This is a genomic window from Arthrobacter sp. NPDC093139 (assembly GCF_044754165.1).
Classification (GTDB): Bacteria; Actinomycetota; Actinomycetes; order Actinomycetales; family Micrococcaceae; genus Arthrobacter.
In genome coordinates, this window is sequence record NZ_JBIVOO010000002.1 from 356,435 (window position 1) to 376,349 (window position 19,915).

At 64.3% G+C, this 19,915-nt stretch carries 18 protein-coding genes and 1 tRNA gene; 9 read left to right on the forward strand and 10 right to left on the reverse strand.

Annotated features, from left to right (window positions below; all coding sequences use genetic code 11):
* Positions 1 to 38: 38 nt before the first annotated feature.
* Both ACIP90_RS04770 and ACIP90_RS04775 read left to right on the forward strand, forming a co-directional pair.
* Complete coding sequence (locus ACIP90_RS04770) at positions 39 to 1,955, forward strand: primary-amine oxidase (protein ID WP_400577400.1); 1,917 nt, start codon at positions 39 to 41, stop codon at positions 1,953 to 1,955.
* A complete protein-coding gene (locus tag ACIP90_RS04775; RefSeq protein ID WP_400577401.1) occupies positions 1,948 to 2,406 on the forward strand; it encodes a hypothetical protein in 459 nt (152 codons plus the stop codon). Before ACIP90_RS04770 ends, ACIP90_RS04775 begins: the two co-directional genes overlap by 8 nt.
* Before the next feature lie 76 nt (positions 2,407 to 2,482).
* Here ACIP90_RS04775 and ACIP90_RS04780 read toward each other — a convergent pair whose 3' ends face one another.
* Both ACIP90_RS04780 and ACIP90_RS04785 read right to left on the reverse strand, forming a co-directional pair.
* Complete coding sequence (locus tag ACIP90_RS04780; protein ID WP_400577403.1) at positions 2,483 to 2,902, reverse strand: DUF1761 domain-containing protein; 420 nt, start codon at positions 2,900 to 2,902, stop codon at positions 2,483 to 2,485.
* A gap of 63 nt (positions 2,903 to 2,965) precedes the next feature.
* Positions 2,966 to 3,514, reverse strand: a complete 549-nt coding sequence (locus ACIP90_RS04785) for a flavin reductase family protein (protein ID WP_400577404.1) — start codon at positions 3,512 to 3,514, stop codon at positions 2,966 to 2,968.
* Positions 3,515 to 3,745: 231 nt separating this feature from the next.
* On the opposite strand from ACIP90_RS04785, the gene pstS reads away from it, so the two are divergent.
* From pstS to pstB, 4 genes are all read left to right on the forward strand, one after another.
* The gene (gene pstS, locus ACIP90_RS04790; protein ID WP_400577406.1) at positions 3,746 to 4,864 is read left to right on the forward strand and encodes a phosphate ABC transporter substrate-binding protein PstS; all 1,119 of its coding nucleotides are present in this window, start codon (positions 3,746 to 3,748) and stop codon (positions 4,862 to 4,864) included.
* 120 nt (positions 4,865 to 4,984) lie between these two features.
* Entirely contained in the window at positions 4,985 to 5,917 is a 933-nt protein-coding gene (pstC, locus tag ACIP90_RS04795) for a phosphate ABC transporter permease subunit PstC (protein ID WP_400577407.1), read from the forward strand.
* Complete coding sequence (pstA, locus tag ACIP90_RS04800) at positions 5,918 to 7,027, forward strand: phosphate ABC transporter permease PstA (RefSeq protein ID WP_400577408.1); 1,110 nt, start codon at positions 5,918 to 5,920, stop codon at positions 7,025 to 7,027. It begins immediately after the preceding gene.
* 98 nt (positions 7,028 to 7,125) lie between these two features.
* Positions 7,126 to 7,905 carry a phosphate ABC transporter ATP-binding protein PstB gene (gene pstB / locus ACIP90_RS04805; protein WP_400577409.1) on the forward strand — a complete coding sequence of 260 codons (780 nt, stop codon included), beginning with the start codon at positions 7,126 to 7,128 and terminating at the stop codon, positions 7,903 to 7,905.
* Between the two features lie 208 nt (positions 7,906 to 8,113).
* Here the strand turns inward: pstB and ACIP90_RS04810 are convergent, their stop codons facing one another.
* The 3 genes from ACIP90_RS04810 to ACIP90_RS04820 form a co-directional block, all read right to left on the reverse strand.
* Positions 8,114 to 9,130, reverse strand: a complete 1,017-nt coding sequence (locus tag ACIP90_RS04810) for an anion permease (RefSeq protein ID WP_400577410.1) — start codon at positions 9,128 to 9,130, stop codon at positions 8,114 to 8,116.
* A 1-nt stretch (position 9,131) separates the two neighbouring features.
* Positions 9,132 to 9,749: a DUF47 domain-containing protein gene (locus tag ACIP90_RS04815; RefSeq protein WP_400577412.1), complete on the reverse strand. Its 618-nt coding sequence runs from the start codon at positions 9,747 to 9,749 to the stop codon at positions 9,132 to 9,134.
* Positions 9,750 to 9,999: 250 nt separating this feature from the next.
* Positions 10,000 to 10,659, reverse strand: coding sequence for a hypothetical protein (locus tag ACIP90_RS04820; RefSeq protein ID WP_400577413.1), 660 nt, complete (start codon positions 10,657 to 10,659; stop codon positions 10,000 to 10,002).
* Between the two features lie 222 nt (positions 10,660 to 10,881).
* Between ACIP90_RS04820 and ACIP90_RS04825 the strand changes: the two genes are divergently transcribed.
* The 3 genes from ACIP90_RS04825 (at position 10,882) to ACIP90_RS04835 (ending at position 13,480) form a co-directional block, all read left to right on the forward strand.
* Positions 10,882 to 10,954 (forward strand) — tRNA-Lys (locus ACIP90_RS04825).
* Between the two features lie 431 nt (positions 10,955 to 11,385).
* Positions 11,386 to 12,393: a LacI family DNA-binding transcriptional regulator gene (locus tag ACIP90_RS04830; RefSeq protein WP_400577414.1), complete on the forward strand. Its 1,008-nt coding sequence runs from the start codon at positions 11,386 to 11,388 to the stop codon at positions 12,391 to 12,393.
* Between the two features lie 64 nt (positions 12,394 to 12,457).
* Positions 12,458 to 13,480, forward strand: coding sequence for a LacI family DNA-binding transcriptional regulator (locus ACIP90_RS04835; RefSeq protein ID WP_400577415.1), 1,023 nt, complete (start codon positions 12,458 to 12,460; stop codon positions 13,478 to 13,480).
* A gap of 221 nt (positions 13,481 to 13,701) precedes the next feature.
* On the opposite strand, the gene ACIP90_RS04840 is transcribed toward ACIP90_RS04835, so the two are convergent.
* The 5 genes from ACIP90_RS04840 to ACIP90_RS04860 all read right to left on the reverse strand — a co-directional run bounded on the left by ACIP90_RS04840 (position 13,702) and on the right by ACIP90_RS04860 (position 19,877).
* The gene (locus tag ACIP90_RS04840) at positions 13,702 to 15,156 is read right to left on the reverse strand and encodes a family 43 glycosylhydrolase (RefSeq protein ID WP_400577417.1); all 1,455 of its coding nucleotides are present in this window, start codon (positions 15,154 to 15,156) and stop codon (positions 13,702 to 13,704) included.
* 55 nt (positions 15,157 to 15,211) lie between these two features.
* Complete coding sequence (gene yjfF / locus ACIP90_RS04845) at positions 15,212 to 16,228, reverse strand: galactofuranose ABC transporter, permease protein YjfF (RefSeq protein WP_400577419.1); 1,017 nt, start codon at positions 16,226 to 16,228, stop codon at positions 15,212 to 15,214.
* Complete coding sequence (locus tag ACIP90_RS04850) at positions 16,228 to 17,259, reverse strand: ABC transporter permease (protein WP_400577421.1); 1,032 nt, start codon at positions 17,257 to 17,259, stop codon at positions 16,228 to 16,230. Before ACIP90_RS04850 ends, yjfF begins: the two co-directional genes overlap by 1 nt.
* A complete protein-coding gene (locus tag ACIP90_RS04855) occupies positions 17,256 to 18,782 on the reverse strand; it encodes a sugar ABC transporter ATP-binding protein (RefSeq protein WP_400577422.1) in 1,527 nt (508 codons plus the stop codon). The genes ACIP90_RS04850 and ACIP90_RS04855 overlap by 4 nt, the downstream gene beginning before the upstream one ends.
* A 120-nt stretch (positions 18,783 to 18,902) precedes the next feature.
* A complete protein-coding gene (locus tag ACIP90_RS04860; protein WP_400577424.1) occupies positions 18,903 to 19,877 on the reverse strand; it encodes an ABC transporter substrate-binding protein in 975 nt (324 codons plus the stop codon).
* Positions 19,878 to 19,915: the final 38 nt, after the last annotated feature.

The window sequence follows — 19,915 nt, forward strand, 5'->3', positions numbered from 1 at the left end:
AAACCCGACCCGCCAAGGGTCCCGGACAGAAGGCCGCCATGACGACCTCCCTCACAGACGTAGCCACCCCGTACCGCCTGGCAACGGCAGCAGAAATCACCGATGTGCAGAGTATTCTTCATGCTGCCGGCCTCTTTGACCCGGAGAAGCGCATCGCCTACCTCGGCCTGCTGGACCCGGTGCGCGGCACGGCAGCCGAAACCGCGGACCGCCGGTTCCGGATATTCCTCCATGACGTATCGAACGCCGCACCAATGGAGGTCACGGTCTCGCTCGCCGCGCGCGAGGTGATTTCCGCCGTCGAACTGGACACTGCCGCCACCGGCGAGCTTCCCGTCCTTGAAGAGGAATTCGAAGTCGTCGAACAGCTCCTGGCCACGGATGAACGATGGCTGAAAGCGCTCGCCTCGCGGAACCTGGACGTCAACAAGGTCCGCGTGGCCCCGCTGTCGGCCGGCGTGTTCGAGTACCCGGAGGAGAAGGGCCGGCGCATCCTGCGCGGACTGGCCTTCGTGCAGGAGTTTCCCGAGGACAGCGCCTGGGCCCACCCGGTAGACGGGCTGGTCGCCTACGTGGACGTGGTCAACAAGGAAGTCACCCAGGTGATCGACACCGGCATCTTCCCCGTGCCCGCCGAGCACGGCAATTACACGGATCCGGAACTGACCGGACCGCTGCGGACCTCCCAGAAGCCGATCAGCATCACCCAGCCCGAGGGCCCCAGTTTCACCGTTACCGGCGGAAACCATGTCGAGTGGGAAAAGTGGAGCGTCGACGTCGGCTTCGATGTCCGCGAAGGCGTGGTGCTGCACAACCTCGCTTTCCGGGACGGGGAACGGCTGCGTCCCATCATCAACCGGGCATCCATCGCCGAAATGGTGGTTCCGTACGGAGACCCGTCCCCGATCCGGTCCTGGCAGAACTACTTCGACACCGGGGAGTACCTGGTGGGCCAGTATGCCAACTCCCTGGAGCTCGGCTGTGACTGCCTCGGCGAGATCACCTACCTCAGCCCGGTCATCAGCGACGCCTTCGGCAACCCCCGCGAAATCCGCAACGGCATCTGCATGCATGAGGAGGACTGGGGCATCCTGTCCAAGCACAGCGACCTCTGGTCCGGCATCAACTACACCCGCCGGAACCGCCGTCTGGTGATCTCCTTCTTCACCACCATCGGCAACTACGACTACGGCTTCTACTGGTACCTCTACCTCGACGGCACCATCGAATTCGAAGCCAAGGCCACGGGCGTCGTCTTCACCTCGGCGTTCCCGGAGGCCGGCTCGGAGAACATCTCCCAGCTCGCGCCCGGGCTGGGGGCACCCTTCCACCAGCACATCTTCAGCGCCCGCCTGGACATGGCAATCGACGGATTCACCAACCGCGTCGAGGAGGAGGACGTGGTCCGCCAGGCCATGGGCCCCGGCAACGAACGGGGTAACGCGTTCTCCCGCAAGCGCACCGTGCTGGCCCGCGAGTCCGAAGGTGCCCGTGAGGCCGACGCCAGGGCGGGGCGGACCTGGATCATCTCCAACCCCGAATCCCGCAACCGCCTGGGCGAGCCGGTGGGCTACAAACTGCACTCCCACAACCAGCCCACGCTGCAGGCCGATCCGGAATCCTCCATCGCCCGCCGGGCCGCGTTCGCCACGAAGGACCTGTGGGTCACCCGCTACTCGGAAGACGAGCGCTACCCCACGGGCGACTTCGTCAACCAGCACTCCGGCGGCGCCGGCCTGCCCGCTTACATCGCCCAGGACCGCGACATCGACGGCCAGGACATCGTCGTCTGGCACACGTTCGGGCTCACCCACTTCCCCCGCGTCGAGGACTGGCCCATCATGCCCGTGGACACCGTCGGGTTCAAGCTCCGCCCCGAAGGATTCTTCGACCGCAGCCCGGTCCTCGATGTTCCGGCCTCTGCCCAGCCCTCCGGCGGACACTGCCATGGCTGATCATGCTGCCTTGCTTGCGGGCATGAGTCCGCCGGCCTTCCTGGGCGGCGTGCTCCACTCCCGCGTCTGTGCCCTGGTGACGGCCGTTTCGTGCCTTGCTCACGTGTGGCTTGCGGCCGGAAACCATCACGCGGCGTGGCTCAGTGCCCTGATGCTCACCATGGTGGCGGTCTGCCTGCCGTGCGCCCTGCACCTTTGGCGCCGCAGCAACGTCGTGGCGCTCCAGCGGATCATGGCCTCCGCCGTCGGAATGGCGGCCGTCCATACCTTCCTGCTGCTGGCGTCGGGCCGGTCAACACACAGCCACGCGGCGGCCGCGGGCGGCCTGGCAGAGTCAGCGGTCCGCGCGGGCGAGCCCGCCGCCGTCGTCATGCTGTTGGTTATCGCCTTGGAAATGACGACGGCGTTCCTCGCCGCAACGCTGGTGGCGCGGTTGCGTACGCGCGGCTAGCGCGAACTGGCAGGTAATGACCTCAAAGTGGAGATTTGCGGGCATTAGCTGCACGTTGGCGCTTCAGGCTTGGCGCTTAGATGCCGAACAGGCCGATGACCAGCGCCATGACCAGGTAGGTCACGAGTTCATGGGCGCAATTCAGCATGGTGAGTCCGGCCGGCCGGCCTTCGAACGCGTCGTGCGTGATGAAGCGGGCGGCGGTGAATCCTGCCCAGAGTATGACGGCGGTGATCACTGAATTGCCGAGGAAGCTGCCCCCGTAGAATTCCTGGGCGATGGCAACCGAGCCGGCAAGAACGAGGGCACTGACGAAGCTGACAACGAGAGTGATCAGGATCGGCTTGATGGCGTCTTTTCCTTCGCCGCTGGGAGTGACCTTGGCCGTGCGCATCCAGTAGTTGCCGAAGACCTTGGGCGTGTACCAGATCGATCCCACGACCATGGTGGACAGCGTTGCCACCAGGACCGCCCAGATGTTGATTTCAGGAACCATGTTCTACTCCTCAATCAGTGCTTGTTGACCCTCGTCGATGTCCAGGGTTCAATCGTCCATCATTCATGGCGCCAAATGGCGGTACCCGGAGCCGAAGTGGACCAGCGGGTCGGGGGCTTCTGCCGGAGAAGCGCCGCTTCCCATGGCGAGGACCTCTCCCACCACGAGCAGGTGGGTGGCGGCGGGATGGATGGCGACGGTGCGCAGCTCGAAGTAGGCCAGGGCGCCGTCGATGATCGCTGATCCGGTGGCGGGGCCCCGCCGGAACGGGATCTGGGCAAGCAGTCCCTGGAGGGGTGTCCCCGGGCTCGCGAGCCAGTCCGCCGCCCCCCGGTGCCTGCCGGACAGCAGGCTCAACGCCCAGGTACCCGCCTCTTCAACGGCCTCGCCGATGCGTGATTCGGCGTAAAGGCTGACCAGCATCGTCGGCGGTTCGTAGGAGACGGAGAGGAATCCGCTCACGGTCGCGGCATAGTCGCGGTTTCGCAGCGAGGTGGAAACGACGGCGACGCCGGCCGCGATGTCGGCGCTCAGCTGGCGGTAAAGGTCGATGTCCGCGTCCGTGGGGCCACCGGCCAGACGGTGGGCGTCCAGGCTTCCGGGGGTCTCCATACGGGACATCGTGCCACATGGTTGCTGCCCTACGACTGTGGCGCAGCTAACGCAATGGGGACCCAGCATATGTAAGTCAAAATCCCGCCGTCGTTAACCTTCCGTTCACCTTGGACCCCATTGCGCGTTACCTCAGACCCATACCTTGAATGAAGGTACAGAACGTACGCATCCCCCATTCGGACGTCTCCGGTCCGGATCGCATCAGAAACCCTGGAAGGGGTACACCCAGTGAAGGCACTCCGCTTCGGCCGCCACGCGGCACTCGCTGTTATCGCCGCTGGCGCACTCGCGCTCACCGCCTGTGGTTCCGACAACGCCACGAACACCCCCGCAGGCACCCAGACCGCCGCCGGGACCAAAGTCACCGGAACCCTGACGGGCATCGGCTCCTCCGCGCAGGGCGCAGCCATGGACGTATGGAAGACGAACTTCGCCGCCGCAAACCAGGGCGCCACCGTGCAGTACTCCCCGGACGGTTCGGGCGCAGGCCGCAAGGCCATCCTCGACGGCTCAGCCCAGTTCGCCGGTTCCGACGCTTACCTGAAGGACGAGGAACTCACCGCGTCCAAGAAGGTGTGCGGCCCCGAGGGTGCCATTGACATCCCGGTCTACATCTCGCCGATCGCCATCGCGTTCAACGTGCCGGAAGTAACTGAACTCAAACTGGACGCCACCACCGCCGCCAAGATCTTCCGCGGCGAGATCGCCAAGTGGAACGACCCCGCCATCGCCGCCCTGAACCCGGACGCCAAGCTCCCGGACCTCAAGGTCACGCCGGTCAGCCGCTCTGACGACTCCGGCACCACCAAGAACTTCACGGAGTACCTCGCTGCTGCGGCCCCCGAGGTCTGGAAGGACAAGGCCGACGGCGTTTGGCCTGCCTCCCTCAAGGGCGAGAACGCCAAGGGAACCTCCGGTGTGGTCAAGACCGTCACCGACACCCCGGGTGCCGTGACCTACGCAGATGATTCCGCTGTCGGCGGCAAGTTGGGCACCGCACAGATCAAGGTCGGCTCTGAATTCGTCAAGATCTCCCCGGAAGCCGCCTCCAAGGCCGTGGACGCCGGCAAGCCCGTTGCAGGCCGCGCCGAAATCGACAGCGCGATCGACCTGGACCGCACCACCACTGAGTCCGGCGCCTACCCGATCGTCCTCGTCTCCTACCACGTCGTCTGCACCACATACGACAAGCAGGAAACCGTTGACCTGGTCAAGGCTTTCGAGAAGTACGTCGTCTCCGAAGAAGGCCAGAAGGCTGCTGCTGAGTCCGCAAAGTCGGCTCCGCTGTCCGCCGCCTTGACCGAAAAGGCTACCAAGGCCATCGAGGCCATCAAGGTCAAGTCGTAAAGTTTTATTGAGCGCCGAAGTTCCCCGTTCCGCCGCAAGGCAGGGCGGGGAACTTAGGCGTGTAAACCGCAAACTCTCCACGTTGCGCACCACCGCACCATCAACACCGAAGGGCCGGGTATGACCGCCACCTCCCTGACCAGTTCCCAAGGCGCCGGACGCGCCGGGGACAAAGTCTTTTCTGGAGCTACCCTGGCAGCAGGGTGCCTGATCCTGGCCGTGCTGTTCGGCGTTGCACTCTTCCTCGTCATCCAGGCCATTCCGGCATTCACTGCCCCGGCAGAGGACATCCAAGGCGGAGAGGGCTTCTTCGCCTACATCTGGCCGATCGTCATCGGCACCCTGATTGCCGCCATCATCGCCCTGGTGATCGCCACGCCGGTGGCCATCGGCGTCGCCTTGTTCATCTCCCACTACGCGCCGCGCAGGCTTGCCTCCGGCCTTGGCTACGTGATCGACCTCCTCGCAGCCATCCCGTCGGTCATCTACGGTGCGTGGGGCGCCGCATTCCTGGCCCCCCAGATTTCGCCCGCCTACGGCTGGCTGGCCGAGAACATGGGCTGGCTGCCCATCTTTCAGGGTCCGGCCTCCGCCACCGGCAAGACCATCCTGACCGCGGGAATCGTCCTGTCCGTCATGGTTCTCCCGATCATCACGTCCCTGTCCCGCGAAATCTTCCTGCAGACCCCCAAACTGCACGAGGAAGCCGCCCTTGCACTGGGCGCAACGCGGTGGGAAATGATCAAGATGGCGGTCCTGCCCTTCGCCCGTCCCGGCATCATCAGCGCCGTCATGCTGGGCCTTGGCCGCGCCCTCGGCGAGACCATGGCCGTTGCCCTGGTGCTCTCCTCCGGCGCCCTCACCGCAAGCCTGATCCAGTCCGGCAACCAGACCATCGCCGCCGAAATCGCGCTTAACTTCCCTGAGGCGAGCGGCCTGAAGGTGAGCACCCTGATCGCCGCGGGCTTGATCCTGTTCGTGATCACACTCGCCGTCAACATGGTTGCGCGGTGGATCATCAGCCGGCACAAAGAATTCTCGGGAGCAAACTAAATGACCTCCACTCTGACACCGGTCCGCAAACGGTCCGCACTCACCAAGGGCCAGCTGCCTAAGTACGCCCCGTACGTTGTGCTCGCCGTTGCATTGATCCTCGGCGCGGCCATCCTGGCGCTGATCGGCTTCAACGCCTTTGGTTGGGGAGTCGTCTCCGCCATTCTCTTCGCTGCCGGCCTGGTGGGCTGGAGCGCTGCCGTTGAAGGAGCGCGGAAGGCCAAGGACAAACTCGCCACCTGCCTGGTGGTGGGATCCTTCCTCATCGCGCTGCTGCCGCTGATCTCCGTCATCTGGACCGTGATGGTTAACGGCATTCCCGGCCTCATCACGCCGGGGTTCCTCGGGAAGTCCATGAACGGCGTCACCGGCGTCTTCGACAACAGGGCTGCCGAAGGGGAGGGGCCCGTTCTGGGCGGTATCTACCATGCGCTGCTCGGCACGGTCGAGATCACCCTGCTGGCCACGGTCATCTCGGTGCCCGTGGGCCTGCTGACGGCCATCTACCTCGTGGAATACGGCAACGACCGCCCCCTGGCCCGCGCCATCACCTTCTTCGTGGACGTCATGACCGGCATCCCCTCCATCGTCGCCGGACTGTTTGCCGCCGCCTTCTTCTTCGCGATTGTGGGTCCCGGTACCAAAACCGGCGCCGTGGCCGCCGTCGCGCTTTCCGTGCTGATGATCCCGGTGGTGGTCCGCTCCAGCGAGGAAATGCTGAAAATCGTTCCCAACGAACTCCGCGAGGCCTCCTACGCCCTGGGTGTGCGCAAGTGGCGGACCATCCTCAAGGTCGTTATTCCGACAGCGATCTCGGGCATCGCGTCCGGCGTCACCCTCGCGATCGCCCGCGTAATCGGCGAGACCGCGCCCATTCTGGTCACCGCCGGTTTTGCCACCAGCATCAACAACAACGTGTTCAGCGGCTGGATGGCTTCACTGCCTACCTTCATCTACACGCAGATCCTGAACCCCACCTCGCCGTCCAATCCGGGTCCGTCCTCGCAGCGGGCCTGGGGCGCCGCTTTGGTGCTCATCATCCTGGTGATGCTGCTGAATCTCGGTGCACGCCTGATCGCCAAGGTTTTCGCGCCCAAGACGGGGCGCTAGATCGCGGCACCTTGTGGCCGCACCCGATTCCCGGAACGTTTCGGTTTGAACCGCCGGGATCTAGACTTCAATTCATACCCAGCAAGTTAAGGAACATCATGTCCAAGCGCATCGACGTCAAAGACCTGAACGTCTACTACGGCAGCTTCCTGGCCGTCGAGGACGTCAGCATCAACATCGAAGCCAAGTCCGTCACGGCGTTCATCGGCCCCTCCGGCTGTGGCAAATCCACCTTCCTGCGGACCCTCAACCGCATGCATGAGGTGCTGCCTGGTGCCCGGGTCGAGGGCGAAGTGCTGCTCGACGGCGACAACCTCTATGGCCCCGGCGTGGACCCGGTCACCGTGCGGTCCCAGATCGGCATGGTGTTCCAGCGGCCCAACCCGTTCCCCACCATGTCCATCCGGGACAACGTGCTGGCCGGCGTGAAGCTGAACAACCAGAAAATCTCAAAGGGCGAAGCCGATGCCCTGGTGGAACGCTCCCTGCAGGGTGCCAATCTCTGGAACGAGGTCAAGGACCGGCTGGAGAAGCCAGGCTCCGGCCTGTCCGGCGGCCAGCAGCAGCGCCTCTGCATCGCCCGTGCCATCGCCGTGGAACCCCAGGTGATCCTGATGGACGAGCCATGCTCCGCCCTGGACCCGATCTCCACACTGGCCGTCGAGGACCTCATCAATGAGCTCAAGGATCAGTACACCGTGGTTATCGTGACCCACAACATGCAGCAGGCGGCGCGTGTTTCGGACAAGACGGCGTTCTTCAACATCGCCGGTACCGGCAAGCCGGGCAAGCTCATCGAGTTTGCCGAGACCAGCACCATCTTCAACAACCCGGGTCAGAAGGCCACGGAAGACTACGTCTCCGGCCGCTTCGGATAGTCCCCACCGCCGCCCTTGCCTCACAGGCTCGGCCAGGGAACCCCGGCGGCGTGGGCCCATCCACCGCCGCCCTTGCCTCGCAGGCTCGGCCAGGGAACCCCGGCGGCGTGGGCCCATCCACCGCCGCCCAACTCATCGATTGCTCCGTAACTGCCCCTATGAACGCTCAAAAGCGCGGTTACGGAGCAATCGCGTCTTTGACCCGGATTCAGGTGCCGGTCAGCGGAGAGAGCGCCAGCTCCAGCACGAAGGCGCCCCCGGCGGTGACGGCAGGCGTCAGAACCCACAGCGACAGGATCCGGGCTACCAGCTTTCGGTGGGTTCCGGACAGGTGCTGGTTCTCGCCGGCGCCCAGCACTCCGGACGTGACGGTGTGCGTGGTGGAAATGGGCCAGTGCAGGCCGATCGCACCGATGAACAGCAGAGCCGCGCTGAAGGCCTGTGCCACCACGCCGCGGAGGGGGTCAATCCGGATAAGGCGGTATGCCATGGTGTGTGAAATGCGCCAGCCTCCGCACAGGGTTCCCACTGTGATCATGACGGCCGAAAGCATCGCGACCCACACCGGGATGGGGCCGCCGTCGGCATACCCGGCGGCCAGGATAGCCAGCAGGAGTACCGCACTGACGCGCTGGCCGTCCTGGAGCCCGTGGCCGAAGGCGACCGCGCCCGCCGTAACAGACTGTGCAGCGCGGAAGCGCCGGTTGATCTCGTTTGGCTGTGCATAGCGGGCGGCCCACGTCACGGGGTAAACCAGCAGATACGCGCCGAGGAAGGCGATGACGGGGGAGATCAGCAGGGGAAGGGCCACCTGGAACAGGAGTGACTGGTCCACTCCGCCCACGGCATTGCCACCCACAACAACGCTGGCGGTTCCGGCTCCGAAGAGACCGCCCACCAGGGCGTGCGTGGAGGATGAGGGGACACCCCTCCACCACAGGAGGAGACCCCAGATGCAGGCACTGGCGAGGCCTGACACGAGGATACTGAGCCCGCTGTCGCCCAGCGGCAGGGTAACCCAGTTCTGGCTGACCGCCACGGCAAAGCCGGAGCTGAGGAGAGCGCCGATGAAGTTGAAGACGGCGGCCAGCAGCACCGCCACGGTGGGTGTGAGTGCGCGGGTCCGGACAGCGAGGGCCACAGAGTTGGAGACGTCCCTGAACCCGTTGATGAATGCAAACGCTGCGGCCAGAACCACCACCAGGGCGAAAATGAGCGGCGTCACCTCATGATTCCTTGACGATGATGCTGCCTACCTGGGTTGCGATGCGACGCATGTCCTTGGTGACGTCCACGAGCTGGTTGGCAACGTCGCGGTTTCGGGCATACTGCGCCGCCTTCATTTCCTTCAGCATGTCCGCGACCCAGATCCGGTGTGTCCGTTCGGCCCTTTTGGCCAGGCGCACGGTCTCGATCCAGTAGTCCTCGAGGTCATCGAGGTTGTTCAGCCGCCGCATTGCGTCCGCCGTGAGCTCGGCTTGGCGGCTGATGATCTCCAGCTGGTCCGCCGCCCGCTTTGGCAGCCTGTCCAGCTTGTACAGCGCCACCAGCTCGGCGGCGGCGTCCAGCTTCTCGATGGCCTGATTGAGGCAGAGCGACAGCCCGTACATGTCTTCGCGGGGGAGCGGATTGACGAAGCTCGTCCGCATGTGGGTCAGCAGGGCGAAGTGCAGTTCGCCGGACTTGGCCTCGTGGTTATGCATGTCCTCCACGAGCCGGTCATGTTCGGCGGCAGGCGCGCCCAGGATTTCCGCCATGGTTGCGCTGGCGAGAACAATCTGGCGGGCCAGCTGCGACAACAGGTTCAGCCCTGCGGGCTCCTGGGGAAAAAGGCGCAGCTTCATTTACCGGTCTCCGGAGATCGTCAGGACGCTTACGCGCGGTCCTGTAACTTGACGTCCGGCCCGCGACTAGTAGTACTTTACCGGCCCTCGTGTTCGGGCATGAAAATGGTGCCGAACCGGATACGCCTCTCGGCGGTAGGCCGCTCTAGGCGGCTAAATGTTGAAGCCCGGGGGTTTCGCGGTTCGGCACCAGTTTTAGTGTTCTACTTTGGCTGGGCCAAGTCAACATTGACAGATCCGGCCCGATAGGTCAGTCCAGCTCGCCCAGGCGCCAGGCGTTGGCCGCGTGCTCGAGGTCCTCGGCGGTCTTCACGAGCAGGTGCGAGTTGCGTGTCAGCTTGCGCGCGTGGACCTCGTTGCTGTGGTCGGCGCCGTCGGCGAGCGTGGCTTGTCCGAGCGCCACAACACGACAGAAGGCGGCCGAACGCTCGAGCGCGACATCGAAGTCGCCGTCGAACGCTCCGGACAAAATGGCGTCCGCCATGGTTTTCATTTCGTCGGCACCGGGCGGCTCGGCGGCCCCGGCCACGACGTTGGAAACCTGCGCGGTGTCCTTGCCCGCCTTGAAGTAGACCGAGATGCGCTCCGGGTCCTGGACGGTTGCAGCACGGAGGGCATAGAGCCGCCACAGGGCTCCCGGCAGGGAGCGTGCCGGGCTTTCGGCCCACATCTCCGCAATGGCGTCCAGGCCCTGCTCGTCAGCGAGCTTGACCAGGCGCCTTGTGACAACGGGATCGTCGCTGTCGCGACCGTGACGCACCAGTGCCTGGGCGGCCAGGTGTGCGGCTTCGGAGACCCGTGCCGGGTCGGCGCCGCCCGCGAAAGGTTCAAAATCTATGGGCGCAAAAGGCTTTGGTTTGTGGTGCCGTTCCGCCCCGCCCGGACCGTGGGTTCCTGCTTTGTCGCTCATGCTGTCCACGCTACTCCTGTGACGTGCGGTAATCGAGCATGCGGTTTTGGTGCCCGGCCGGGCCGGCCGGTCCCCTTTTCGGGGCAATAAAATAAGGACGACGGCGGCCGCGAGTCCCGTAAGCCACACGCCCCGGACTGGGGTACAGTATTAACGTCCAGAAATGGACTGGAGCTGGCGTGTGTCTTTCACGTTGTTACGTGTGCGGTGCGCAGTCAGTTTGGGCCTTTAGCTCAGTTGGTAGAGCATCGGACTTTTAATCCGTGGGTCGTGGGTTCGAGCCCCACAGGGCCCACTCTTTTAGCGAAGAGTGGAAACCCCCGATTCCTTGCAGTTACAGGGGATCGGGGGTTTTTTGCGTCCGGGTCCGCCTGATCCCTGATTCTGTTGGGAAACGCCCCAGCCCCACCGGTTTAGTGCCCTGGCCAAAGGATGGCGGCCCGCTCTGCCCCCCAAGTGCGGAGCGGGCCGTCAACCGCCGCCGCAGATCCCCAACGGGCCGCTAGGGCAACGGTGAAAGCAGCATACGGTATGCAAGTAAACGGCTTGTAACCTGCCAAAGCTTATGAAGTTGAATGACAAGCAGCATCCTTGTCGTCGGCAACCTCCGCCGGTTCGGCCCTAGACTCCACTAGATTCCGTTGCCGGTGCAGATTATTAGCCGGTGTGGTGCCCTGGACGCGTGGGCTGTTCGTGGTTCCGCGCCTCGTCACGGAGAATAACCCCATGACAAAAAGCAATGCGCGGTTGCCGCGGCTTGAGGACGTGGCGGGACGCGCCGGGGTATCGCACCAGACTGTGTCCCGTGTGATCAACAAACACCCCAACGTCAGCAAAGCCACGCGGGAGAGGGTCGAGGCCGCGATCGCCGAGCTCGGGTACCGCCGCAATACGATGGCGCGGAGCCTGGTCACGCGGCGCTCCCAGACCATCGGCGTCCTTGCCAGCGAGCTCTCCCAGTTCGGCCCGGCCAATACGTTGCTGGGCGTGGAGCAGGCGGCGCGGGACGCCGGCTACTTCGTCAGTATCGCGGCCCTTAAATCGGTGAACCGCGAAGCCATTTTCGATGCCCTCGGGCACTTTCTGGATCAGTCCGTCGACGGGATCGTGGTCAGCGTTCCGCACTCCGAAACGCTGCTTGCCCTCACGGAAATGAAGCCGGGTGTCCCGCTGGTGGCCGTGGGTTCGCGCGGGAATGACGCCGTAAGCGGCGCGATGGTGGACCAGCAGCGCGGGGCGGAGCTCGCGGTTCAGCATCTGATAGATCAGGGGCATCGCAGGATCGCGCACGTCGCCGGACCCCAGGACTGGATCGACGCCATTGCGAGGGCCGAAGGCTGGAGTCAAACATTGCGGGCCGCCGGACTGGACAATGACCTCCTCATGGAGGGCGATTGGAGCGCCGGCAGCGGTTACGAGATTGGCAGGAAGCTCGCCGCGGAACGGTCCGCCACGGCCATCTTTGTAGGCAACGACCAGATGGCGCTCGGCCTGCTGCGCGCCTTTAATGAAGCCGGAGTCCGCGTGCCCGACGACGTCTCCGTCGTGGGCTTCGATGACCAGCCTGAATCGGGGTACTTCACCCCGCCCCTCACGACTGTCCGGCAGGATTTCGAGGAACTCGGCCGCCGTTGCATGGATCTGATGCTGTCCGCCGTCGGGGACGGCGAGGGCGCACGCTCCACCGTCGTCGAGCCGGTGCTGGTGGTGCGGAGCAGCACCTCGGCCCGCTGATTCCAGTGCCCGATCCGACAGGTAGCTGGTATGCTGATTGTTAGCGCTAACGTAAGGGGAGGGAATGCCCGTATCAGAGATCAGGCGCCCTCCCGTAATGGAGGACGTGGCGAAGCTCGCCGGCGTTTCACACCAGACTGTTTCGCGGGTGCTCAACGCCCATCCGAACGTCAGCCCCCTGACCCGCGAGCGTGTCGAAAAGGCCATCGCGGAACTGGGCTACCGCAGGAACACTGCGGCGCGGAGCCTGGTGACACGCCAGTCCCAGACGATCGGCGTTCTGGGAAGCGACATGTCCCATTACGGTCCGGCCAACACGCTCCTCGGGGTGCAGCAGGCGGCGCGGGACAAGGGCTATTTCGTCAGCGTTGCCAGCCTCGGTGAGGTGACACCGGCGGCGATCAAAGACGGCCTCGAATACTTCATGATGCAGTCAGTCGATGGCATCGTCGTGATTGTGCCGCACGAGGCCATGTTCGAATCCCTGAGCACCATCAGCATGGCCGTTCCGCTGGTTGCGGTTGGCTTCGGCGTCGATGAGCGGCTGAGTGTCGCCGCCGTAAACCAGCGCATGGGTGCAAGCCTCGCCGTGCAGCATCTGATGGATCTTGGGCACACGGCCATCGCGCATGTGGCCGGCCCGCCGGACTGGATCGATGCTGCTGCCCGTGTTGACGGCTGGCGCCGTACTCTCGCCCAGGCGGGACTGGATGATTCCGTGCTGGTCCAGGGTGACTGGAGCGCCGAAAGCGGATACCGCGCCGGGCTGGAACTCGCGGCGGCCGGCAGGGTCACGGCCCTTTTCGCGGCCAACGACCAGATGGCGCTCGGGGCCCTGCGCGCCTTCAGCGAGGCCGGCCTGAGGGTCCCGCACGATATCAGCCTTGTTGGTTACGACGACCAGCCCGAGGCTGCCTATCTTGTTCCGCCACTGACCACGGTCAACCAGGGATTCAAGGAACTCGGTGCCCGTTGCATGCAGATGCTCCTTTTCGACATGGCCAACGGCCATTCAGGCGCGTCTTCCGTCGTCAACCCCAGGCTTGTGGTCCGCTCGTCAACAGCGCCGCCGAACGCCGGGCGGTGAACTCCGCGGATCCAGGTTCCGGAGCGCCCTGTCACCGGAGTCATGCCGGCGTAGGAAAGCAAGGTGTTCGCGTCCTCGCGGCCGTCGTCCCCCGGCGAAGGTCTGGGAAGTCAACACGCTAGACACAAAAAAGTGCCCGGTACCGGCAAACACCGGTGCCGGGCACACCCCCTTGCTCCAGCCAGCTGAAGCAGGGGGGTGAATGCTGATGCGCCGTGCGGTTACGAGCTGAGGAAGAACGTGGCCGCGGCCCTGTCGTTCTTGCCTACTCTCGCCAGGGTCAGGTTGCCCTGCTTGAGCAGCAGATAGCAGCCAGGAAGATCGACCGATTCGAAGGACGCTCCCGCCGTAGCTGAAAGGCCGCCCCGCTGGATGAAGGCCGACGACGACCCTTCCGTGGACGCGATGGTGACTGTTGAGCCCTGCACCCGGAGATAGCGCCCCTTGGTCAGGACCGGTTCGATGAGTACCGAGTTTTTCTTGGCGTAGCCAGGGGCGATGCGGAACTGGGATGCTCCCAGCGAAGGGGAGGAGGCTGCCGAGATGGCGGCGCCGTCGTGCACAAGGTAGCTGCCCGGGGTGGCTGCGGATTCCAGGCGCACCGGCAGCTCGCCGTCCCCCACGGGAACGCCGAAGTTGGGGGTGCCGTCCGCGTTCCAGTGCAGCCGCTGAACGCGGGCGTGCCGGTTGGGGTCGTAGAGGGGGTCGCCCACAATGGCACGGTAGGACCGGGCGTGGTAGACGAGGACGTCGTTGCCCGCCTCGTCCACCGTGAAGGAGTTGTGACCGGGGCCGTACTGCTTCGACCCTTCGGAGGTGGCAAACACGGGAGTGGGTGCCTTGGTCCAGGAGGCCGGGTTGAGCAGATCGGCGCCTGCATCCGCCGTGAGGAGTCCCATGCAGTAGTTGGCATCTGTGGCGCTGGCAGAGAAGGTCACGAAGATCCGGCCGTTCCGCTTGATCACCGCGGCGCCTTCGTTGACTTTGAACCCGCGGGTCTCCCAGTCCATCGTCGGGACGGCGATACGGACAGGTGCGCTGGAGAGCGTGGAGGGAGAGGACATGGAAGCGATGAACAGGCTGGAGTTCACGCCGGTGTCGCTTTGAGCCCACAGCAGATAGCGCGTACCGGCGTGCTCGAAGGTGGTGGCGTCCAGGGAGAAGGTGTCGGCGTGCGTGTGCACCCTTACCGGTGGCTCCCATACGGCAGTAGTCGGGTCGGCCGCGGCCGTGGAAATCACGTAGATCCGCACCCGGAAGACATCGCTGCTGTCGCCGGCGGCGAAGTAGATGTGCCATTTGCCATCAAAGTGGTGCAGCTCAGGTGCCCAGATGTGGCCGCCCATGGTTCCCGAGGCAGGGCGCGTCCAGACCACTGCTTCCGGGGAGCTGCCCAGCCCGGAGATCGTGGCGGAGGAGCGCACGACGATCCGGTCGTATTCGGGTACGGAACCGGTGAAGTAGTACTTGCCGTCGGTGTGCTTCATCAGCCACGGGTCCGCACGCTGCGGAACGATGGGATTAATGACCGGGGTTGACCCGGGGGCCGCGGCGGCGGGCTGGGCCGCCACCAAAGATCCTGCGCCCGCAGCAGCCAGAATCGCTGTGGCGGCTGCGGCGCTTCCGGTTCCGAGGAACGAGCGGCGCGAAAACTGCGGGTTGGGGGGAACACTCATGCTGAAAAACGTCCTTTCGACGTGCGGGAGACAGAGAGGCAGGTGAAGCAGGGAGTCAGCGTGTTTTCCGGGCGAAAAGCCGCTGCAGCAGGATGAAGACCAGCAGGAGGCCGCCGATGACGATCTTTGTCCACCAGGAGCTCAGGGTGCCGTCATAGGCGATGAACGTCTGGACGATGCCCAGCACCAGCACACCGACGACTGATCCCAGGACGTAGCCGGTACCGCCTGTGAGCAGTGTCCCGCCGATGACGACCGCTGCGATGGCGTCGAGCTCCATGCCCTGGGCGGCGAGGCTGTAGCCGGAGAGGCTGTAGAAGGAGAACAGAATGCCCGCGATAGCGGAGCAGAGGCCGCTCAGCGCGTAGACAAGGATCTTGGTGCTCTTCACCGGCAGGCCCATCAGCATGGCGGAGTGTTCGTTGCCGCCGATGGCATAGACGGTGCGGCCGAAGCGCGTGTGGTGGAGGATGAAGAAGGCCACGGCCACAATTCCGAGGGCCAGGAGGACGCCCGGCGAGACGAAGAGGTCCCCGGGCAATGGAATCTGGGCCTGTGCCATGCCCGTGAAGAACCCCTCGGTGACAGGGATCGAATCAAGGCTGATGACGTAGCAGAGGCCTCGGGCGAGGAACATGCCGGCCAGTGTGACGATGAACGGCTGGATGTCGAAGTACTGGATGATCAGCCCCATGAACAGGCCCAGCCCACCGCCGATCAGCAGCACCAGGACAATGACGGCCCCGGCGTTCCAGCCCTGCTGGAGGAGCGTGGCGCTGACCATCATGGACAGGGCGACGAGGGCTCCGACTGAAAGGTCGATGCCGCCGGTCAGGATCACAAACGTCATGCCGACGGCGAGCACGATCAGGAAGGTGTTGTCGATGAAGAGGTTCAGGAAAACCTGGCCGGAGAGGAAGCTCGGGTACATGCCCGACCCCACGGCGAACATGGCGATGAAGAGACCGACGGTCGCTAGCGTCGGCGCGTAGCGGGCACCTCCGCGCAGGCGGCTGCGCGCCGGCGACGGCTTCTCGACGGTCAGGGGCGTCAGCGTGGTCAGGGGGGACATTAGATGGCGACCTTTTCCTTTGCGGCGGGCTTGGGGGCTGCCTTGAGGCCTTGGAGCAGGTTCCGTGCTTTCGGCGCCTGCAGGAGGCAAACGGTGAGGACCACGAGGGCCTTGAAGACCAGGGTCACCTCCGGCGGGATCCCGAGGGTGTAGACGGTGGTGGTCAGCGTCTGGATGATGAAGGCCCCGACGACGGTCCCGACCAGGGTGTACCGGCCGCCTGCCAGTGATGTGCCGCCGATGACGACGGCGAGGATGGCATCCATTTCGATATAGAGTCCGGCATTGTTCGCATCGGCTGCCGTGACATTGGAGCTGATCATGAGGCCGGCCAGGGCGGCGCAGACGGCGCTGAAGACGTAGACGATCCAGATGATGTTCCGTGAGCGGAGCCCGGCCAGCCGGCTGGCGACGGGGTTGATGCCGACGGCTTCGATCAGGGTGCCCAGTGCAGTACGCCGGGTGAGGACGGCCGCGATGGCGAAGACGGCGGCTGTGATCAGGATGGAGATCGGAAGGGTGAACAGGTACCCGGCGCCGATGGACTTGTAGTGGTCGTTGGAGACGGAGATGATCTGACCGCCGGTGATGAGCTGGGCGATGCCGCGCCCGGCTGTCATGAGCACCAGGGTGGCAATGATTGGCTGCACACCGATGGTGGAGACCAGGAATCCGTTCCAGACGCCAAGGGCAAGGCCGGCGATCACGGCAATGAGAACCGCCGTCGCGGCCGTCAAGGGGGAGCCGGGTTCCGGCGAAGCAGCGATGTAAGCGCAGGAGGCCGCCCCGGCGATGGCCACCACCGCGCCGACCGAGAGGTCGATGCCCCGGGTGGCGATCACAAGGGTCATACCGAGTGCGATGAGGATTGTGGGGGCGCCATTGCGCATGATGTCGATGAGGCTGCCGTACAGGTGCCCGTCCTGCATTCTGAGGCTCAGGAAGTCCGGCCGGAAAATCTGGTTCAGCAGCAACAGTGCCGCGAGGGCGATCACCGGCCACGCAAGGCGGTGTTTCAAGAGTGATGTCATTGGGTGCCTCCGGCGATGACCGCCATGACGTCTTCTACGGAGACGCCGTCGTTATTGATGTCCGCGACCATTGCCCGGTCCTTGATGACGGCGATGCGGTCGCTCACGCGCAGGACTTCCTCGAGCTCGGAGGAGATGAAGAGGAGGGACATCCCGTCGGCCGCGAGCTGGCTGACGAGTTTCTGTATTTGGGTCTTGGCTCCGATGTCGATTCCGCGGGTGGGCTCATCGAGGATCAGGAGTTCGGGATGGGTGACCAGCCAGCGGGCGAGAAGCACCTTCTGCTGGTTGCCGCCGCTGAGGTTCCGGATGAGTGCGTCGGGGTTGGCCGGGCGGATGTCGAGGGCCTGAATGTACTCAGCCACCAGCTCGTCCTGGACGCGGCGCGGAATGCGCCGTGCCCAGCCCTTGCTGGCCTGCATGGCCAACACCAGGTTGTCGCGGACGGTGAGGTCTCCGATCAGTCCTTCCTCTTTGCGGTCTTCCGAGCAGAACCCGATGCGCATGTCGATGGCTGTGCGGGGCGAACGGATTTTCTGGCCTGCGCCCTTGATCTCGATGGAGCCTTCATCCGCCTTGTCGGCGCCGAAAATTAGCCGCGCGATCTCCGTACGGCCCGCTCCCAACAGCCCCGCGAGGCCCACGACCTCGCCCGGGTAGACGGAAAGGTCCACATGGGAAACCGATCCCTTCCTCCCAAGTCCGCGGGTCTCAAGGAAGGGCGTCGCTTCGGAGTCAGCCCTGGCCCGTGCCCGTGCAGGGGCCTGGTCCAGCTCGGCCAGTGCTTCCATTTCCCGGCCGATCATCTTGGAAATGAGGCCCATGCGGGAAAGCTCGCGGGTCATGTATTCACCCACAAGCTTTCCGTTGCGGAGCACTGTCATGCGGTCAGAGATTTCGTAGACCTGCTCGAGGAAATGGGAGACGAACAGGATGGCCACTCCGCGGTCGCGGAGATCACGGATGACGCGGAACAGCTGGTTGACCTCATCGGCATCGAGGCTGGATGTGGGTTCGTCCAGGATCAGGACCTTGGCGTTGATCTCCACAGACCTGGCGATTGCGATGAGCTGCTGGACCGCGATGGAGTGCGAGGACAGGAGGGACCCCGGGTCAACCTGGTCCAGGTGCAGCTCGGCGAGCACCTCCCGGGTCCGGGACCGAACGCCCTTCCAGTCAATGGAGCCGCGGCGGCGCGGTTCCCGCCCCAGCAGGACATTTTCTTCAACGGACAGGTTGGGGCAGAGATTGACCTCCTGGTAGACGGTGCTGATGCCAGCCGCCTGCGATGCGGCCGGCGTCGCGAACTGCTTGTACTCGCCCAGTACGGTTACCGTGCCGGAATCAATGGTGTACACACCGGTCAGCGCCTTGATCAGGGTGGACTTGCCCGCACCGTTCTCTCCCATGAGGGCATGGACTTCACCCGGGAAGAGACGGAAGTTGACTCCGTCGAGCGCCTTAACTCCTGGAAATCCAATGGCTATGTCGGTCATCTCGACGACCGGAGCGATTTCGTTCATCCTCGTATCTTTTCTGTGCTGGGTCTGCCGTACCGGATCTGCCGTAGGGCGGGCTGCCGTGCGGCGGCGGGGATCCGCCGCCGCACAGGCGTTCTGGGGCACGCCGCGGTTTAGTACGGGTTAGTACGGGCGGCTGGCAAGAACCTGCTTTGCCTGCTCCTGGGTGAACGTGGTTTCCTCGGTGACAACCCGTTCCGGGACTGTCTCGCCTGCGAGGACCTTCTTGGCAAGGTCCATGAGCTGGTCGCCGAGCATTGGGCTGCATTCGACGATGTAGTTGATCTTTCCGTTGCTCAGGGCAGTCATGCCGTCCTTCACCGCATCGATGGTGATGATCTTGATGTCCTTGCCGGGAACTTTGCCGGCGGCCTCGATGGCCTCGATGGCACCCAGCCCTTCGTCGTCATTGTGCGCGAAGACGACGTCGATATCCGGGTTGTTCTTGAGGAAGGCCTCCATGACCTGCTTGCCGCCGCTGCGGGTGAAGTCACCACTCTGGGAGGCGATGATCTTCAGCTTCGGGTTGGCCTTGATGGCCTCCTCGAACCCTTCCTTCCTGTCATTCGCAGGTGCCGATCCGGTGGTGCCCTGGATTTCGACGATGTTCACGGTGTCGGTGGCAGACTTGGATTCATCGACAAGCCAGGCGCCCGCCTTTTTGCCCTCTTCAACAAAATCGGACCCCAGGAACGTCTTATAGAGGGTCTTGTCCGTGGAATCCACTGCCCGGTCAGTGAGGATGACGGGAATCTTCGCGGTCTTGGCTTCCTTCAGGACGGTGTCCCAGCCTGACTCCACCACCGGCGAGAAGGCGATAACGTCCACTTTCTGCTGGATGTAGGAACGGATCGCTTTGATTTGGTTCTCTTGCTTTTGCTGGGCATCTGAGAACTTCAAGTCAATGCCGGCCTTCTTGGCGGACTCCTGTACAGACTTGGTGTTGGCGGTGCGCCAGCCGCTTTCGGCGCCCACCTGCGCGAAGCCCATGGTGATCTTGTCAGTGCCCGCGTTGCCGGCAGCACTGCCGGATCCGCCGCAGGCCGTCAGAGTGAGCATCGAAGCGGCGGCTACCGCAATTAGGGATTTCTTAAACACAACATCCTCCCGGAGGCGTAGTTACATGCAGGCGGGAG

What these genes read in the sequence shown, in the direction of transcription:
- ACIP90_RS04770 (WP_400577400.1), top strand. Translation starts at nt 39, where the DNA reads ATGACGACCTCCCTCACAGACGTAGCCACCCCGTACCGCCTGGCAACG.
- ACIP90_RS04775 (WP_400577401.1), top strand. Translation starts at nt 1,948, where the DNA reads ATGGCTGATCATGCTGCCTTGCTTGCGGGCATGAGTCCGCCGGCCTTC.
- ACIP90_RS04780 (WP_400577403.1), bottom strand. Translation starts at nt 2,902, where the DNA reads ATGGTTCCTGAAATCAACATCTGGGCGGTCCTGGTGGCAACGCTGTCC.
- ACIP90_RS04785 (WP_400577404.1), bottom strand. Translation starts at nt 3,514, where the DNA reads ATGGAGACCCCCGGAAGCCTGGACGCCCACCGTCTGGCCGGTGGCCCC.
- pstC (WP_400577407.1), top strand. Translation starts at nt 4,985, where the DNA reads ATGACCGCCACCTCCCTGACCAGTTCCCAAGGCGCCGGACGCGCCGGG.
- pstA (WP_400577408.1), top strand. Translation starts at nt 5,918, where the DNA reads ATGACCTCCACTCTGACACCGGTCCGCAAACGGTCCGCACTCACCAAG.
- pstB (WP_400577409.1), top strand. Translation starts at nt 7,126, where the DNA reads ATGTCCAAGCGCATCGACGTCAAAGACCTGAACGTCTACTACGGCAGC.
- ACIP90_RS04815 (WP_400577412.1), bottom strand. Translation starts at nt 9,749, where the DNA reads ATGAAGCTGCGCCTTTTTCCCCAGGAGCCCGCAGGGCTGAACCTGTTG.
- ACIP90_RS04820 (WP_400577413.1), bottom strand. Translation starts at nt 10,659, where the DNA reads ATGAGCGACAAAGCAGGAACCCACGGTCCGGGCGGGGCGGAACGGCAC.
- ACIP90_RS04830 (WP_400577414.1), top strand. Translation starts at nt 11,386, where the DNA reads ATGACAAAAAGCAATGCGCGGTTGCCGCGGCTTGAGGACGTGGCGGGA.
- ACIP90_RS04835 (WP_400577415.1), top strand. Translation starts at nt 12,458, where the DNA reads ATGCCCGTATCAGAGATCAGGCGCCCTCCCGTAATGGAGGACGTGGCG.
- ACIP90_RS04840 (WP_400577417.1), bottom strand. Translation starts at nt 15,156, where the DNA reads ATGAGTGTTCCCCCCAACCCGCAGTTTTCGCGCCGCTCGTTCCTCGGA.
- yjfF (WP_400577419.1), bottom strand. Translation starts at nt 16,228, where the DNA reads ATGTCCCCCCTGACCACGCTGACGCCCCTGACCGTCGAGAAGCCGTCG.
- ACIP90_RS04850 (WP_400577421.1), bottom strand. Translation starts at nt 17,259, where the DNA reads ATGACATCACTCTTGAAACACCGCCTTGCGTGGCCGGTGATCGCCCTC.
- ACIP90_RS04855 (WP_400577422.1), bottom strand. Translation starts at nt 18,782, where the DNA reads ATGAACGAAATCGCTCCGGTCGTCGAGATGACCGACATAGCCATTGGA.